The sequence below is a fragment of the Streptomyces xingningensis genome (genome assembly GCF_054957865.1).
Map to the genome: position 1 here is coordinate 19,970 of NZ_JBDJPF010000027.1, position 14,012 is coordinate 33,981.

17 protein-coding genes, 2 tRNA genes and 1 riboswitch are annotated in these 14,012 nt (G+C 71.2%); of the genes, 11 read left to right on the top strand and 8 right to left on the bottom strand.

Features of this window, described 5'->3' with window-relative positions:
- The first annotated feature begins 471 nt into the window (after window positions 1-471).
- From ABCR83_RS16125 to ABCR83_RS16145, 5 genes are all read left to right on the top strand, one after another.
- Window positions 472-2,604, top strand: coding sequence for a DEAD/DEAH box helicase (locus tag ABCR83_RS16125; protein WP_462695700.1), 2,133 nt, complete (start codon window positions 472-474; stop codon window positions 2,602-2,604).
- Between the two features lie 114 nt (window positions 2,605-2,718).
- A tRNA-Lys gene (locus ABCR83_RS16130) sits at window positions 2,719-2,791 on the top strand.
- 90 nt (window positions 2,792-2,881) lie between these two features.
- Window positions 2,882-3,121: a hypothetical protein gene (locus tag ABCR83_RS16135; RefSeq protein ID WP_462695701.1), complete on the top strand. Its 240-nt coding sequence runs from the start codon at window positions 2,882-2,884 to the stop codon at window positions 3,119-3,121.
- Between the two features lie 36 nt (window positions 3,122-3,157).
- A complete protein-coding gene (locus ABCR83_RS16140; protein WP_462695702.1) occupies window positions 3,158-3,376 on the top strand; it encodes a hypothetical protein in 219 nt (72 codons plus the stop codon).
- A 49-nt stretch (window positions 3,377-3,425) separates the two neighbouring features.
- Window positions 3,426-3,498 (top strand) — tRNA-Lys (locus ABCR83_RS16145).
- Between the two features lie 88 nt (window positions 3,499-3,586).
- On the opposite strand, the gene ABCR83_RS16150 is transcribed toward ABCR83_RS16145, so the two are convergent.
- Window positions 3,587-4,219 (bottom strand): TetR/AcrR family transcriptional regulator, encoded by a 633-nt coding sequence (locus tag ABCR83_RS16150; RefSeq protein ID WP_462695703.1) that lies wholly within the window; start codon window positions 4,217-4,219, stop codon window positions 3,587-3,589.
- Between the two features lie 46 nt (window positions 4,220-4,265).
- Here ABCR83_RS16150 and ABCR83_RS16155 point away from each other — a divergent pair, with 46 nt between their 5' ends.
- The 4 genes from ABCR83_RS16155 (at window position 4,266) to ABCR83_RS16170 (ending at window position 7,781) form a co-directional block, all read left to right on the top strand.
- A complete protein-coding gene (locus ABCR83_RS16155) occupies window positions 4,266-5,147 on the top strand; it encodes an ABC transporter ATP-binding protein (protein ID WP_462695704.1) in 882 nt (293 codons plus the stop codon).
- Window positions 5,134-5,907, top strand: a complete 774-nt coding sequence (locus ABCR83_RS16160) for an ABC transporter permease (protein WP_462695706.1) — start codon at window positions 5,134-5,136, stop codon at window positions 5,905-5,907. Before ABCR83_RS16155 ends, ABCR83_RS16160 begins: the two co-directional genes overlap by 14 nt.
- Before the next feature lie 71 nt (window positions 5,908-5,978).
- Entirely contained in the window at window positions 5,979-6,407 is a 429-nt protein-coding gene (locus ABCR83_RS16165; RefSeq protein WP_462695707.1) for a hypothetical protein, read from the top strand.
- 165 nt (window positions 6,408-6,572) lie between these two features.
- Window positions 6,573-7,781: an MFS transporter gene (locus ABCR83_RS16170; protein ID WP_462695708.1), complete on the top strand. Its 1,209-nt coding sequence runs from the start codon at window positions 6,573-6,575 to the stop codon at window positions 7,779-7,781.
- Here the strand turns inward: ABCR83_RS16170 and ABCR83_RS16175 are convergent, their stop codons facing one another.
- The 7 genes from ABCR83_RS16175 to ABCR83_RS16205 form a co-directional block, all read right to left on the bottom strand.
- Complete coding sequence (locus tag ABCR83_RS16175; RefSeq protein WP_462695709.1) at window positions 7,782-8,165, bottom strand: VOC family protein; 384 nt, start codon at window positions 8,163-8,165, stop codon at window positions 7,782-7,784. It abuts the gene before it with no gap.
- Between the two features lie 44 nt (window positions 8,166-8,209).
- Window positions 8,210-8,542, bottom strand: coding sequence for a hypothetical protein (locus tag ABCR83_RS16180; protein ID WP_462695710.1), 333 nt, complete (start codon window positions 8,540-8,542; stop codon window positions 8,210-8,212).
- A gap of 24 nt (window positions 8,543-8,566) precedes the next feature.
- A complete protein-coding gene (locus ABCR83_RS16185) occupies window positions 8,567-9,001 on the bottom strand; it encodes a winged helix-turn-helix domain-containing protein (protein ID WP_462695711.1) in 435 nt (144 codons plus the stop codon).
- A 73-nt stretch (window positions 9,002-9,074) separates the two neighbouring features.
- Window positions 9,075-9,389, bottom strand: coding sequence for a hypothetical protein (locus ABCR83_RS16190; RefSeq protein WP_462695712.1), 315 nt, complete (start codon window positions 9,387-9,389; stop codon window positions 9,075-9,077).
- Window positions 9,390-9,456: 67 nt separating this feature from the next.
- Window positions 9,457-9,771: a hypothetical protein gene (locus tag ABCR83_RS16195; protein WP_462695713.1), complete on the bottom strand. Its 315-nt coding sequence runs from the start codon at window positions 9,769-9,771 to the stop codon at window positions 9,457-9,459.
- Window positions 9,772-9,871: 100 nt separating this feature from the next.
- Window positions 9,872-11,524 (bottom strand): NRAMP family divalent metal transporter, encoded by a 1,653-nt coding sequence (locus tag ABCR83_RS16200; protein ID WP_462695714.1) that lies wholly within the window; start codon window positions 11,522-11,524, stop codon window positions 9,872-9,874.
- A 299-nt stretch (window positions 11,525-11,823) separates the two neighbouring features.
- Window positions 11,824-11,997, bottom strand: a riboswitch (M-box (ykoK) riboswitch).
- 223 nt (window positions 11,998-12,220) lie between these two features.
- Complete coding sequence (locus tag ABCR83_RS16205; RefSeq protein WP_462695715.1) at window positions 12,221-12,568, bottom strand: nuclear transport factor 2 family protein; 348 nt, start codon at window positions 12,566-12,568, stop codon at window positions 12,221-12,223.
- 192 nt (window positions 12,569-12,760) lie between these two features.
- On the opposite strand from ABCR83_RS16205, the gene ABCR83_RS16210 reads away from it, so the two are divergent.
- Together ABCR83_RS16210 and ABCR83_RS16215 are read left to right on the top strand one after the other, a co-directional pair.
- Window positions 12,761-13,576, top strand: a complete 816-nt coding sequence (locus ABCR83_RS16210; RefSeq protein WP_462695716.1) for a DUF6227 family protein — start codon at window positions 12,761-12,763, stop codon at window positions 13,574-13,576.
- A 224-nt stretch (window positions 13,577-13,800) separates the two neighbouring features.
- A complete protein-coding gene (locus ABCR83_RS16215; RefSeq protein WP_362076175.1) occupies window positions 13,801-14,004 on the top strand; it encodes a cold-shock protein in 204 nt (67 codons plus the stop codon).
- Window positions 14,005-14,012 lie beyond the last annotated feature (8 nt).

A 14,012-nucleotide genomic window follows, 5' to 3' on the forward strand; every position in this document is an offset into this window, starting at 1 on the left:
GGGGCGTCGTCCGCCGCGCCGTCCGCCGATGCGTCGGATGATTCGCCGCCGCCTGCCCGGCCGGGCAGGCAGGGTACGCAGCCGAAGCCTCCGGGCGGTCCCGGCCCGGCCCCGAGCAGGGCGCCCGCCTCGTCCCCGGCGGCCTCCCGGCCGCCGAGCCCGCCGGCTCCGTCCCCGCCCGTCACGACACCGCCCGCCCCGCCCACCTCGCCCGCGCCCCGGCCCACGCCGCAGGCCGGACCGATGGCGTAGCGGCCCGTCATAGGCCGTCTGAGCTGGCGGGTTGCGCGGTTGGGTGGGAGGTGCGTATGGTGGTAGATCGTTTGATCCCATTTGCCCGGCGCCCTGACAGAAGCGCGCCGCGAGGCGCGTTCCTTACTTTGCCGTGGCTGACCGCATCGAGGCGGTCATTTGTGAAGCCGACACGGAGCTTGGGCGCGTGCCGAAACTCCGGAAGGTTTCGCATTTCGCATGTCTATTTCCACTGAACACACCACCCTGCCCGAGAACGACGAGGCCACCGAGGCCGTCGTCGAGGAGGCCGTCGTCGAGGAGGCCGCCGAGCCGACGATCACCTTCGGTGACCTCGGCCTGGACGAGGCCATCGTCCGCAAGCTCGCGCAGAACGGCGTCACCACCCCCTTCCCGATCCAGGCCGCGACCATCCCGGACGCCCTGGCCGGCAAGGACATCCTGGGCCGTGGCCGCACCGGCTCCGGCAAGACCCTCTCCTTCGGCCTGCCGCTGCTGTCCACGCTGGCCGGCGGTCACACCGAGAAGAAGCGCCCCCGCGGTCTGATCCTCACCCCGACCCGTGAGCTGGCGATGCAGGTCGCCGACGCCCTCCAGCCGTACGGCGATGTGCTCGGCCTGAAGATGAAGGTCGTCTGCGGCGGTACGTCCATGGGCAACCAGATCTACGCCCTGGAGCGCGGCGTCGACATCCTGGTCGCCACCCCGGGCCGGCTGCGGGACATCATCAACCGCGGTGCCGCCTCCCTCGACAAGGTCCAGGTCGCCGTCCTGGACGAGGCCGACCAGATGGCCGACATGGGCTTCCTGCCCGAGGTCACCGAGATCCTCGACCTGGTGCCGTCCGGCGGCCAGCGCCTGCTGTTCTCCGCGACGCTGGAGAACGAGATCGACACCCTGGTCAAGCGCTACCTGGTCGACCCGGTCACCCACGAGGTGGACGCTGCGCAGGGTGCGGTCACCACCATGACCCACCATGTGCTGGTCGTGAAGCCCAAGGACAAGGCCCCGGTCACCGCCGCCATCGCCGCCCGCAAGGGCCGCACCATCATCTTCGTCCGCACCCAGATGGGCGCCGACCGCGTCGCCGAGCAGCTGGTCGACGCCGGGGTGCGCGCCGACGCGCTGCACGGCGGCATGACCCAGGGCGCGCGCACCCGGGTGCTGGAGGACTTCAAGGCGGGCTATGTCAACTGCCTGGTGGCCACCGACGTCGCCGCGCGCGGCATCCATGTGGACGGCATCGACCTGGTCCTCAACGTCGACCCGGCCGGTGACCACAAGGACTACCTGCACCGCTCCGGCCGTACGGCCCGGGCCGGCCAGTCCGGCACGGTCGTCTCGCTGGCGCTGCCGCACCAGCGCCGCCAGATCTTCCGGCTGATGGAGGACGCGGGCGTGGACGCCTCGCGTCACATGGTCGCCGGGGCCGGTGCCTTCGACGAGGACGTCGCCAAGATCACCGGTGCCCGCTCGCTCACCGAGGTCCAGGCCGATTCCGCCGCCAACGCCGCCAAGCAGGCCGAGCGCGAGCTCGCCGACCTGGGCCGCCAGCTGGAGCGCGCCCAGCGCCGGGCGACCGAGCTGCGCGAGGAGGCCGACCGCCTGGTGGCGCGCGCCGCCCGTGAGCGCGGCGAGGACCCGGAGGCCGCCGTCGCGGCCGCCGCGGAGGAAACCGCGGCCGCGCAGGAGGAGGCCACCGCCGTCGCTGCGGCCGTGCCGGCGCAGACCGCGCCCGCGCACGAGCGCCGGGACGAGCGGGGCAACTTCGAGCGCCGCGGGGGTGGCTTCCGCCGCGATGAGCGTCGTGACGACCGCCGGGACGACCGTCGCGATGAGCGTCCGTTCAACCGGGACCGCCGGGACGACCGCCCGCAGGGCGGGTTCCGCCGTGATGACCGTCCGCAGGGTGGTTTCCGCCGGGACGACCGTCGCGATGACCGCCCGACCGGCGGCTTCCGCCGCGACGACCGTCCGTTCAACCGGGACCGCCGGGACGACCGCCCGCAGGGTGGCTTCCGCCGCGACGACCGCCGCGACGACCGTGGCGGCTTCCGCCGCGACGAGCGTCCGTTCCGCCGTGATGACCGTCCGCAGGGTGGTTTCCGCCGGGACGACCGTCGTGACGACCGCCCGACCGGCGGCTTCCGCCGCGATGACCGCCCCGCCGGCGGCTACCGCTCCGGCGGTGGCGACCGTCCGTTCAACCGCGACCGCCGCGATGACCGCCCCGCCGGCGGTCACCGCTCCGCGGGCGGCGACCGCCCGTACGGCCGTCGTGACGACCACCGCGGCGCGGGTGCCTCCTTCGACCGGCGCGCCGACAAGCCCCGCTGGAAGCGCAACGGCTGACGGCCGGCCGGAGAGCCCGTACGGTGCAGGCGCACCGTGCGGGCTCTCCGCGTCCGCGGCCCTCGGGGAAACCACTCGGGATCCCGGCGCCCGCCGGGCTATGCTGCGGGGTGCGGGCCGTTAGCTCAATTGGCAGAGCAGTGGACTTTTAATCCATTGGTTGTGGGTTCGAGTCCCACACGGCCCACAGTGCCAAGAGACCGCAGGCCACCACTTGGTGGCCTGCGGTCTCTTGGGGCTCTGGGGCGGCCCCGGCCCGCTCCGTAACGTCGTTGGCATGACTCAGGCAGCGGTGAGCTTCGCACAAGTGACGAAGAGTTACCGGAACATGGCCGGGATGGCAGGCTTCGGCGCCCTGGGAGCCGTGATATCCGCCTCCGGTGCCGTCTCGGAGGACAAGAAGGCGGGCCTGCTGCGGCAGTTGAGGCTCACCCCGCTGCCGCCCGGGACGGCGGTGGTCGGCCGGGGCATCAGCGCGATGTTCCTGGCACTGCCCCCATCGTGGCCGTCAGCCTGATCGGGGGTCTGGTGAACCATGTGCAGCTGAGCGCCGGTGAATGGGCCGGGTACGCCTGCCTGTTGTGGGTGGGCATCGTGCCGGTCACGATGCTGGCGCTGGGCTGCGGCACCGGTCAACCGGTACCAGGAGCTGGCGGCGGACCTGGCCCTCGGCCACTCGCCGAGCACCGCGGCGCTGGGCATCCTGCCGGCCTGGGGCCTGGTCCTGGCCCTGTTCGCCACCTTCGGCTACCGGCGGGGCGCAACGGCCTGAGCAGGCCGGGCCGGTCCCGGGACCGGCCCCGGGCTATGCTGCGGGGTGCGGGCCGTTAGCTCAATTGGCAGAGCAGTGGACTTTTAATCCATTGGTTGTGGGTTCGAGTCCCACACGGCCTACGGAGATGAGGAGGCCGCAGGTCACCGACGGGTGGCCTGCGGCCTTTGGGCATGCGGCCGGGGCCAACTCCGTGCCCCGAGGCGGCGGTCAGTCCTGTCGCCGTGCGGCCGCCCTGACCAGTCGCCGGATGTCGTCGAGGTCGGCCTCGAACTCGGCGGTGAGGTCAACGGGCAGGTCCAGCCATGGACCGAGTCTGCAGTGGCCGGGGAGTTCGCTGTCCGGGAGTTGGCCGCGGCGGCTGCGCGGGTCGAGGGCGCCGGGAGTGAAGCGGCCCGAGGCCTCGGAGGCGGCGAACCCGATCACAAAGGTGCTGACCAGGCGTTCCAGCCGGGGTACTTCGGGCTCGGGAACTCCGGCTTCGATGAGTGCGGTGTAGATGATGTCCACCGCGCGCACAGCGTCCGGTGTGACAGCCGGTCGTGAAAAGAGCAGGTGTGCGGCCCAGGGGTGCCGCTGGGTCACCTTTCGGCAGGCGTGCGCGAGGGCGTTGAGCCGTTCGTCCCAGGCTTGCTCCTTGGCGGTGTCCGACGGCAGGAGCGCGGCGAGCAGGCGTCCGACCATGCCGTCCAGCAGGGCGGCCTTGTCCTTGACATGCCGGTACAACGCCATCGGCGTGACGCCGATGCGGTCGGCCAGCGTGCGCATCGAGACGGCTTCGAGGCCGCGCTCGTCGGCGATGGCCAGTGCCGCGTCCAGTATCTCTTCCCGCCTGCCGCTCATGAGTCTACAGTGTAGACGTATACGGCGTAGACCTCATGGAGGCGGAATGCTCAGGGCAGAAGGATTGGTGAAGCACTACGGCCGACGTCGCGCGCTCGACGGCTTCGAACTAACGGTCGAGCCTGGCGAGATCGTGGGCCTGATCGGGCACAACGGTGCCGGAAAGACCACGTTCGTCGAGATCGTCACTGGTCTCGTGCGTCCTGATGCGGGCCGGGTACGCATCGGCTCGCAGGACGCGCTGCGGGCCGGCCGGGCCGCACGGCGGTTTCTCGGCGTGGCCCCGCAGGAGTTGGCCTTGTACGGCAGCGTCAGCGTGCGGGAGAACCTGCGGCTGTTCGCCGGACTGGCCGGGCTGCGTGGACGGGCACGAGATGCGGAGATCGCCCGGGTCCTGGCGGAGCTTCACCTGACCGCCGTCGCGGACCGGCCCGTAGGAGTCCTGTCCGGCGGCCAGCGCCGCCGCGCGCAGGCGGCCACCGCCATGGTCGGCGCTGCGCCGCTGCTGCTGCTGGACGAACCGACCGTCGGGGCCGACCCGGAAACCCGCTCGGCCCTGCTGGCCGCCGTCAAGGCCCGCGCCGAAGCCGGCGCCGCCGTCGTCTACACGACTCACTACCTGCCGGAACTCGTCGATCTCGACGCCACGTTGGCGCTCGCCCGGGCCGGACGCGTCATCGCGCGGGGCACGCAGGAGGAGCTCACCCGCCACCTGCCGGGCGAGCTCCGGGTCACCTTCGCCGACCCGGCCGAGCCCGAACTGCGTCTGCCGACCGCGGATCCCGGCGCCGACCTGGCAGCCCTGCTCGCCTCCGGCCGCACGCCCGTGTCCGTCGACATGCGCCGCCCCGGCCTGGACGACCTCTACCACTCCCTGGAGGCCGCAGCGACCGAGGAGAAGACGGAGCCCCGTGATGTCGCCGCGTGAATCCGCCACCCGCCTGAGCGTCCTGGTGCGCCACAACGTGCTGCTGATGCTGCGCGAACCCGGCCCGCTCCTGAGCCGGATGATTCTTCCGCTCTTCTTCATCACCCTGCTGCGCCCGCTCTACCTGGCCGCGCAAGGCCGGACGGCCGGCACCGAACAGGCGGTCGTCGGCACGCTGGTCACCTTCTCGCTCCTCGCGCTCAGCATCTCCGGCAGCGCGATCCTCGCCGAACGGCTGGGCCACACCTGGGACCGCCTGCGCGGTACGCCCCTGCATCCCGCGGAGATGCTCGTCGGCAAGGCCGTTCCCGTCTTCGCGGCCCTGCTCGCGCAGCAACTTCTGATCGTCGGCTTCGGTGCGTGCGTTTTCGGGCTGCGGGTGCCGCATCCGTTCCTGCTGCTGGGCGTCCTGCTGAGCTGGAGCTGCACCCTGCTCGGCCTTGGCGCGCTGCTCGGTGTGCTGGTCCGCAGCATGGGCGAGCTCTCGGCCTGCTACGACATCGGTGGCATGCTGCTCAGCAGCGTCGGTGGCGCGCTCGTCCCGCTCGGCGTCCTGCCGGCCTGGGTTGCGGACCTGGCTCCGGCCTCTCCCGGCTACTGGGCTGCCCGGGGTCTGCGTGCCGCCCTCGACGGTGATGCGCACACTGCGGTGGCGGCCTGCGGCACGCTCGTCGGCGTGGCACTGATCTGCGGCACCCTGGCCTCGATCCGCCTGCAAGGCGTCGCGGCCGTGAACGCCGGGCCGGCTGGCGTGAATTGACGGTGCTGGTGGGTGCCGGAGAGGTGTAGGAATGCCCCGGTAATCGTTGGCCGAACGGTCGAGGAGGGACGATGAGGACTTCGAAGTCGCTTGCGGTGGGTGTGGTGTTGATGGCCGCCGTGGCGGTGCTGGCACCGGTGTCGGGGTCGGCGTTCGCGGCGCCGAGCGTTCATCGGCCGGCGGTGATGGCGATCACGCTCTCGAACGAGGACAACGGGCGGGTGCTGGGCGCGCAGGCCGGGGACACGTTCCGGGTGATCCTCAAGGGCTCCCAGGGCGGTGGGGCGACCTGGGCGTGGAGCGTGCCGAAGGCCGACGCGGCCGGGGTGCTCAACCGGACGCTGGGGAGCGTGTTGCCGAACGGGGATGCGCTCGGGGAGTTCGAGGCGGGGGCCTCGGGGGTCTCGGACATCAGCTCCCTGCAGAGATGCATTCCCGATCCCGGGTATCTGTGCCCGCAGGTCGTGATTCCGTGGAAGGTCACGGTGGTGGTGCGGTAGGGGTTCTCGCCGCGGGGCCGGGACGAAGACTCCCGCCAACCCTTGGCCAACGCAACCCATGCGAGTGATCGCGAGCCAGGTACGCGGGCATATGCCGGAGATGGCCGTCAAGCCCCGCCCTAGGGTGGCGGACCCGCCCCCGTAACACCTGGAGACCCACCCGTCATGGGGTATATACGGCTGCTCCGCCACCGGCCGCTGCGTGTGCTGTGGCTGTCGATGACCCTCTCGGTGCTGGGCGACCGGCTGTATGCGCTGGCCACCATGTGGGTGGTGTACCAGGCGACGGGCTCGGCCTCGCTCATGGGGCTGGTCGCGGTGGCCGAGTCCGTGCCGTATGTGGTCCTCGGCGGAGCCGGATCGGTCATCGCCCGCTTTGCGCGCTGGCGCCGGCTGGCCCGGGTGGACGCGGCCCGGGCCGCGATCGCGGTGGCCGTACCGCTGCTGTGGTCGCCGGACCTGACTGGCTTTGTCACGCTCCTGGCCCTGGTGCTGCTGCTCGGCACCCTGGGCGCGGTCTTCGACCCCAACCTCGGCGCGCTCCTCCCGCGCCTCGCGGGCGAGGCGGACGTCCAGCGGCTGAGCGGCCTGTTCGACCTCACTGCGCGGATCGCCGCCGTGGTGGGCCAAGGGAGCGTCGGCGCACTGCTGTTGCTGGTCCCGGAGATCCAGCTGTTCGCCATCGACGGGCTCACCTTCGCCGTGTCGGCCGCCGCGCTCGGCTGGCTGGGCCGCCGTTGTCCGGTGGCCCGGCCGGCGGAGCCGCCCGCGTCCCCGCGCTCCCGGCCGCTGTCGAGGGAGCACCGGAAGGCGGTGGCCGCCATCGCCGTGCACGCGGTGGCGCAGTTCGTCGGGACGGTGTCCACCGTGGGCCTGCCACCCCTGCTGGCGACCCGGCTGGGCCAGGGCGCCGCGGGTTACGGCCTGACGCTGGCCGCGACGGCCGCCGGTGCGCTGCTGGGCAATCTGCTGACCGTCGGCCTCTCGGCCAACTGGCCGTGGCTGGGCGTCTATTGCGCGGCCTGGGCGGCCTCCGGGCTGTTCCTGGCCGGGCTCGGGGTGGCCGCCTCGCTGACCGCCGTGGTCGCCCTGTGCGCGGCCGGCGGGCTGTTGTTCCCGGTGACCGCGGTCACCCTCCGCGCACATCTGTCGCGCTTCGATCCGGCCGTCCGGCTGCACCTGTTGACGGTGGAGCAGACGGCCGTCCGCACGGCGGGCCTGGCGGGGATGCTGCTGTTGCCGGTGGCCGTGGAAGCGGCCCCCGCGATGGCGTTCGTGGGAGCCGGTGTACTGCTGTCCGCCGGGGCGCTGGCGGGGTGGTGGGCCGGGGCGGCCCTGCCGGAGGGGGAGGGCGCCGTCGCGGAGACGGGGTGATCAGAAGGAGTTGCGCGGCTCCAGGAACTCCAGCCGGTTGCCCAGCTTGTCGAAGGCGTGGAAGCGGTTGAAGCCGGGGAAGTTGTCGTCCCAGGTCACCTCGTGGCCGGCCGCCTCCAGCCGCTCGCCGAGGTCGTGCAGCGAGTGCACCAGAATGCCCGGGTGGGCCTTGCGGGCGGGGGCGAAGTCCGGCTGCACCCCCAGGTGGACCTCCAGATTGCCGCCCCGGAACCAGCAGCCGCCACGGGCCGCCAGCTCGGCGGGCTTCGTCAGCTCCGTCATGCCCAGCACACCTCCCCAGAACTCGCGGCACAGCTGCTCGCCGCCCGGGGGGATCGCCAACTGGACGTGATGCAGCCCTGCGAAGCTGAACTCGGTGCTCATTTCTCTTCTCCGGTCGGTCGGTTCGGCTGGGGGTGTCCGGTGGATCAGGCGACGGCCTTCCATGGATCGTCCACCCGCCAGCGCAGTTCGCGCACCCCGTTGTCGTGTGAAAGCTGGGAGACCAGCTCCTCCAGCGGCCCCGAGGAGGGGCCGTCCAGCGCGAGGGTCAGCCGCATCAGTACGGTGCCGTCGCCCTGCGGGTTGCTGTCGAAGGCGAGGAGGTGTGCGCCGGTCGTGGTGAGGGTGAGGATGCACAGGGCGCGCACCTTGGCCTCCGCGGCGGCCTCGCAGCGGGCGTGCAAGGTGGCGTGCGCGGGCGGGGCTTCGGCCTTCCTGGCCCGGACAGCCCGCACGCGGGAGAGGGGTACGAAGCGCATGACGGACCTCCTTGACGGGGTGGCTCAGGCGGCGGCCCTGGCCGGGTCGTAGGCGTATCCGACCTGCCGTACGGTCGTGATGACATTGCGGTACTCCGGCCCGAGCTTGCTGCGCAGCCGGGCTATGTGGACGTCCACGGTGCGCCCGCCGCCCACCGAGGTGGGCCCCCACACGGAGGCCAGCAGCTGGCGCCGGGTGTGCACCTGGAGCGGGCGGGAGACCAGGTGGGAGAGGAGCTCGAACTCCATGAAGGTGAGCCTGAGTTCGCGGTCGCCCGCCGCGGCGTGGCGGCGCTCGTGGTCGATGACGAGCCCTCTGGGAGCGGGTTCGGGGGTCCGGGCAGTTTCGGGGGTCCGGGCGGGCGGTGCGGTCCGGACGGGCGTGGAGAGCGAAGGGGCCTGCGGATCGGCCGGGTTGGGGCAGTGCCTGCGGATGGCCCGCGGGTAGTGCAGGGTCATATCGGGGCTCCTTGTCGTGCGGAGGGGCGTGCCGAGGTGGTGCCGGGGCGTGCCGGGGGTGGTGCCGGGGCGGTCAGATCTCCGGGTGCCAGGCCGCTTCGAGGTGCCGCCGCCCGTCCTCGCCGATGGCGGCCTGCCAGTGGGCGCGGGGGCGGGCGGCCGCCGCCGGGGGTACCGGCCGCGTCCGTACGGCCCTGACCGGCGGCTCGGGGCGCACCGGTGCGGGGGCGCCGAGCGAGCGCAGGACGGGGCTGTCGACGGCACCGTCGGCGATGCGCCCGGTGACCCGGGAGGCACCGGTGAAGAGGGCGCGTATGGCGCCGCGCAGGGAGCCGTGCGCATCGGCCGGGGTGTAGCGGACGTGGTGGTGCAGGGTGAAGACGGACATGCGAAATCACCTCCGTGAAGGGTGGATCGGTGCGGAGCGAGGAGAGCGGGACGGGCGGCGCCGGGCCCTAAGGGTGTGCGGCGGCCTCGGTGATGCGCTGCGCGGCGGGCAGCGGGAGATCGGCGAAGTCGGCCAGCCAGCGCGCGTCATGGCCCTGTTGGGCCAGCACATAGGCGAGGTGGACGCGCTGGTCGTAGGCGGCGGTGTGCCGGTCGATGTCGCGCGGGCAGGTGCGCGGGTCGTGCAGCAGATAGGTGCGTTCGGTGCCGTCGTGCAGGGCGAGGCGTACGCGGGGGCAGGCGGTCGCGGCGGCGGGGGACGGGGCCGCGAGGCGGCCGGTGCGGGCGGTGGCGGGCCGGCTGAGGCGGTGTGCGAGGCGCATGGTCGGGGCCTCCTTCGCGTTCGTCGGAACGTCCGGTGGGATTCCGGTTGTTGAGGGGCGGGACGGCGGGCGACCCTCCGCACCGTCCCGCCCCGGCTGATCAGCCCTGGCCCCGGGCCAGCTGGACGACGTGGATGATCACCAGGACCATGGCGGCGACCAGGTAGACGCGCAGGGCGGACATGCCGATCTTGCGGCCGGTGGACATGACCGGCGTGGACAGTTCGTCGAGCGGCGGCATCCGCCAGGTCTCCTTGCCCGTGCGGTCGACCGGGGCGGCGAGGGCCCAGCCCTTGCGCCGGCGGCGGACCTCCGCGTAGCCGATGGCCAGGAGGCCTGCGACCCCGCAGATGGCCATGATGTCGAGGATGGCGCCGGAGGTGATGTCGGGGAAGGCCACCGAGGCGGTCAGGATGATGGACAGGGCGACCAGGACGCCGACGACCAGCGAGGTGAAGGCGTTGGTCCAGCGGCCGTTGACCCAGGGGCCGAGGACGGCCTTGTCGTTGCAGAGCAGCAGCAGGAAGACGGTCGCGGAGGGCAGCAGCACTCCGGCGAGGGTCTGTACGCCGGTGGTGATCAGGCCGAGCGGGGAGCCCGGGATGATCACGATGACCGCGGCGGTCAGGATGACCCCGGCGAAGATCGCGTAGAAGCCCTTGGCGCCGCGCACCCCGCGGTGCAGGGAGTGCTTGAGGCCGAGTACGTCACCGAGCGCATAGGCGGTGGACAGTGAGACGGCCGAGGCGCCGATGATCGAGGCGTCCAGCAGGGCGATGGCGAACAGGACGCCGGCCAGCTTGCCCGCGTGGGCCTCCAGGCCCTTGGCGATGCCCGACGCATCATCGAAGTTGCCGAAGCCGTCGGTGCCGGAGAAGGTCGCCGCGGTGAAGCCGATCATGGCGGCGGCGCCGAGGATCACCACCACGATGCCGATCCACAGGTCGGCCTTCTCGTACTTCATGAAGCGCGGGGTGATGCGCTTGTCGATGACATACGACTGCTGGAAGAAGAGCTGCCAGGGGGCCACGGTGGTGCCGACGATCGCGATGATCAGCAGCATGACATCGGAGAGCTTGGAGTCGTGTGGCATGCCGGGGACGACGAAGTCCTGGGCCATCGTCCCGGTGCTCGGGTGGATCATGAAGTAGATCGGGATGAGCAACAGCGAGCCCGCGCACAGCAGTACCGCGGTGCGCTCGAAGCGCCGGAACGATCCGGTGGTCGCGGCCATGATGACCACTCCCGCCGCCACCAGCACGCTCAGCGTCTTGGGCAGTCCGAGGTAGCCGACGGCAAGGGTGACGCCGATGAACTCGGTAATGATCGTAAGGGCGTTGAGCAGGAAGAGGTCGATCACGGAGAACGCGCCCCAGAACTTCCCGAACCGCTCCAGGATCAGCCGGGCGTGCCCCACGCCGGTGACCGCGCCCAGCCGCAGCACCATCTCCTGGTTGACATACAGCACGGGGACGAGCAGCAGCAGCGTCCACAGCAGGCTGGTGCCGTAGTTCTGGCCGGCCTGGCCATAGGTGTCGAAGGCGCCGGCGTCGTTGTCGCCGACCATCACGATCAGGCCGGGGCCGATGATCGCGAGCAGCGTCTTGAACTTGGCGGAGAGCCCCTTGCGCGGGGCGTTGTCGCCCAGCTTGATGGTGCCGAGCGCGCCGCGGATGTCTCCGACATGCGCGTCGTCCAGCACGGCGGCGCGCGGCGCCGGGCCCATGCTGGGGGTGGTGATCGTGTCGGTCATGACAAGCCTCCCGGGTCCCCCGTCGGGGGAGGTGTGGGGCACGCAGCAGCTATCCCCCCTGCGTGCGTGCAGCCCAAGGGCCCGGGGCGGCATGAGGCCGCACGGGTGCCAGGTCTGTGACGCGAAGAGCGCGCAGGGAAGGTGGTTACCGCGTACCGGAGGTCAACGAGGACATTCGGATGCGGGGCCGACTGTGGCCCGGACTACTGCAGCTGCCATCCATATCTCTCGCCTCCTCCCGGCCGGGGCGCACGCGGGCGCCGAACGACACGGCAAGGAGCGGACCGACCCCTGGGACCGGTTCACCCCTACTCGTCAGAGCTTTGGCACTCCACGGCGTAATCCCCTTCTCGGGGAAGCCACTTGGGGTCACCCCTTAGGCCGGGGAGACCTGTCCTGAACCTGGGCGTCTCTCGACGTCGTGGGGTCAGTGGCCTGTGTCCGTGCAGACGCCTCACCGAACGAGGTGCCTCCTGATTTTCGAACCACCTGCAGCATAGACCTGTACTTGCATAATGACGCAACTACTTGACCCAACCTTGACGCCTTTGCGCCGGGTTCTCCGAACGGACATCCGCCGTACGGCCGGACGTATCCGCAGGTCCACGAGGGATGCCGGGGCCCGGATCGCCTGTCCGGTATCGGCCAACACGATTTCTCCGGATGCATACATCGGGGCTTCCCGGGCGGCCGGAATTACGGTGCCTGTCCCACATCCATCCGGGTGACCTTCCCGCCGCTGATCTGGAAGTGCCAGAAGGCGGCCGGCAGGTCCCCCCGGTCCGAGTGGAACCGGCCGAGCAGATACCGGCCGTTCTGCCGCTCCTCGCGGATCTCCAGCCGGCCGTGCGCGGTGAACACCTCGCACTCCGCCCAGGTCCGCAGGTCCCGCAGGCTGCCGTCGTCGGAGAGCGCGGCACCCTCCGCGAAGGCGCCGTAGAAGGCGTCGCGGTCGCCGTCCCGCATGGCGGTGACGACGGTACGAGCGGTGGGGTCGGTGAGTTCTTCGGGAGACAAGGGGGACAAGGGGGATGTGGCGGACAAGGCGGTCTCCTCCGGTCAATACCGATGAACCGAGCACACGCCTTCGACTGTAGGTCCGGGGCCCGCCGCCCGCGCGTTCACCGGAAACCGGGCCTTCACGCCAGTTGGTGGAAACCCCACCCCTGCCCGGTGTTCGCGCCGCTACGGTAAGTGCGCGGGGAGGGTGTGGCGAAGGCCGGGAGGTCGAGGGGCATGGAGCAGATGCAGACGGGTGGGGGCGAGAGCAGTGGCGGAGCACCGGGCCGGGGTGACCCGACGCCCGCCGAACAGGTCGCGGAGCTGCTGAAACGGGCCCAGAACGGGTTCGAGATCGACGAGCCGGTGCTCGACCGGCTGCGCACCGCGCTGATGCACCAGTCGGAGCTCCGCTCGTACCGCCAGCGCAATGACGAGGCGCGGCCGCTGAAGTGCAACACCTACCGGCACATCTTCCTGCTCGCCGACGGCAGCAGCCTGCTGCTGTACGAGCTGGAGCACGACACCGGCCCGCGTGAGCGCTTCCTCTATGAGCTGTACGCACACGAGGATGCGCTGGACGAGGCCGAGCGCCGGGTCCATGAGCGGATCGGCGGTGGCATCGGCCCCGGCAGCGAGGACGAGGAGCTGCCCGCCTGGCTCGCCGAGGAGCTGCTGCTCGCGATGGGGCCCACCCGTCCCCGCCGGGAGTACGTCTCCGAGGCCTCGCCCGACCACGCCCGGCGGCTGCTGCGCCGGGCGGAGAACCAGGACGGGCCGGGCGAGGTGGTCAGCGAACTCCTCCAGAGTGCGCTGGGCCACCACATCGCGCTGATCACCAAGCCCCGGCGGCGCGGCCCTGGACGGGACGCCACCTGGTGCCGCTTCTATGAGCACGCGTTCCTGCTGGCGGGCGGCGGCGAGGTCAGTCTCTGGGAGCTGGAGCACAACATGACCGCCGATGGGCGGCTGGTCTGCGAGGTCTATCTCGACGAGGCCGACGCCGAGGTCGCGGCGGACCGGCACGCCCGGGCGCTGGGCGTCGAGTTATAGCCGGGTGTCGGGTCACGGGGGAGCTTCAGGGGAAGTGACACAGGTCACCGGGCGAGCGGGTCGGCGGGGGTTACGGGGGGCCGCCGAACCGTGTTACGGTCGTGCAAGTTGCAGTTGTGGTACCCATGAACTCGTGTGCGCCTCGGTTATGTAGCCGAAGGCGCATTTTTGTTTTTAGCCGGTCTGTTCCGGTATGGGGCCCATCCCATTAAGGAGATATAGACATGGCTACTGGCACCGTTAAGTGGTTCAACTCGGAAAAGGGCTTCGGCTTCATCGAGCAGGACGGCGGCGGCCCCGACGTCTTCGCCCACTACTCGAACATCGCCTCCAACGGCTTCCGTGAGCTGCTCGAGGGCCAGAAGGTTTCCTTCGATGTCACCCAGGGCCAGAAGGGCCTGCAGGCGGAGAACATCGTCGGTATCTGACGAACCTC

What these genes read in the sequence shown, in the direction of transcription:
- ABCR83_RS16125 (WP_462695700.1), top strand. Translation starts at nt 472, where the DNA reads ATGTCTATTTCCACTGAACACACCACCCTGCCCGAGAACGACGAGGCC.
- ABCR83_RS16135 (WP_462695701.1), top strand. Translation starts at nt 2,882, where the DNA reads ATGACTCAGGCAGCGGTGAGCTTCGCACAAGTGACGAAGAGTTACCGG.
- ABCR83_RS16150 (WP_462695703.1), bottom strand. Translation starts at nt 4,219, where the DNA reads ATGAGCGGCAGGCGGGAAGAGATACTGGACGCGGCACTGGCCATCGCC.
- ABCR83_RS16155 (WP_462695704.1), top strand. Translation starts at nt 4,266, where the DNA reads ATGCTCAGGGCAGAAGGATTGGTGAAGCACTACGGCCGACGTCGCGCG.
- ABCR83_RS16160 (WP_462695706.1), top strand. Translation starts at nt 5,134, where the DNA reads ATGTCGCCGCGTGAATCCGCCACCCGCCTGAGCGTCCTGGTGCGCCAC.
- ABCR83_RS16165 (WP_462695707.1), top strand. Translation starts at nt 5,979, where the DNA reads ATGAGGACTTCGAAGTCGCTTGCGGTGGGTGTGGTGTTGATGGCCGCC.
- ABCR83_RS16170 (WP_462695708.1), top strand. Translation starts at nt 6,573, where the DNA reads ATGGGGTATATACGGCTGCTCCGCCACCGGCCGCTGCGTGTGCTGTGG.
- ABCR83_RS16175 (WP_462695709.1), bottom strand. Translation starts at nt 8,165, where the DNA reads ATGAGCACCGAGTTCAGCTTCGCAGGGCTGCATCACGTCCAGTTGGCG.
- ABCR83_RS16180 (WP_462695710.1), bottom strand. Translation starts at nt 8,542, where the DNA reads ATGCGCTTCGTACCCCTCTCCCGCGTGCGGGCTGTCCGGGCCAGGAAG.
- ABCR83_RS16185 (WP_462695711.1), bottom strand. Translation starts at nt 9,001, where the DNA reads ATGACCCTGCACTACCCGCGGGCCATCCGCAGGCACTGCCCCAACCCG.
- ABCR83_RS16190 (WP_462695712.1), bottom strand. Translation starts at nt 9,389, where the DNA reads ATGTCCGTCTTCACCCTGCACCACCACGTCCGCTACACCCCGGCCGAT.
- ABCR83_RS16195 (WP_462695713.1), bottom strand. Translation starts at nt 9,771, where the DNA reads ATGCGCCTCGCACACCGCCTCAGCCGGCCCGCCACCGCCCGCACCGGC.
- ABCR83_RS16200 (WP_462695714.1), bottom strand. Translation starts at nt 11,524, where the DNA reads ATGACCGACACGATCACCACCCCCAGCATGGGCCCGGCGCCGCGCGCC.
- ABCR83_RS16210 (WP_462695716.1), top strand. Translation starts at nt 12,761, where the DNA reads ATGGAGCAGATGCAGACGGGTGGGGGCGAGAGCAGTGGCGGAGCACCG.
- ABCR83_RS16215 (WP_362076175.1), top strand. Translation starts at nt 13,801, where the DNA reads ATGGCTACTGGCACCGTTAAGTGGTTCAACTCGGAAAAGGGCTTCGGC.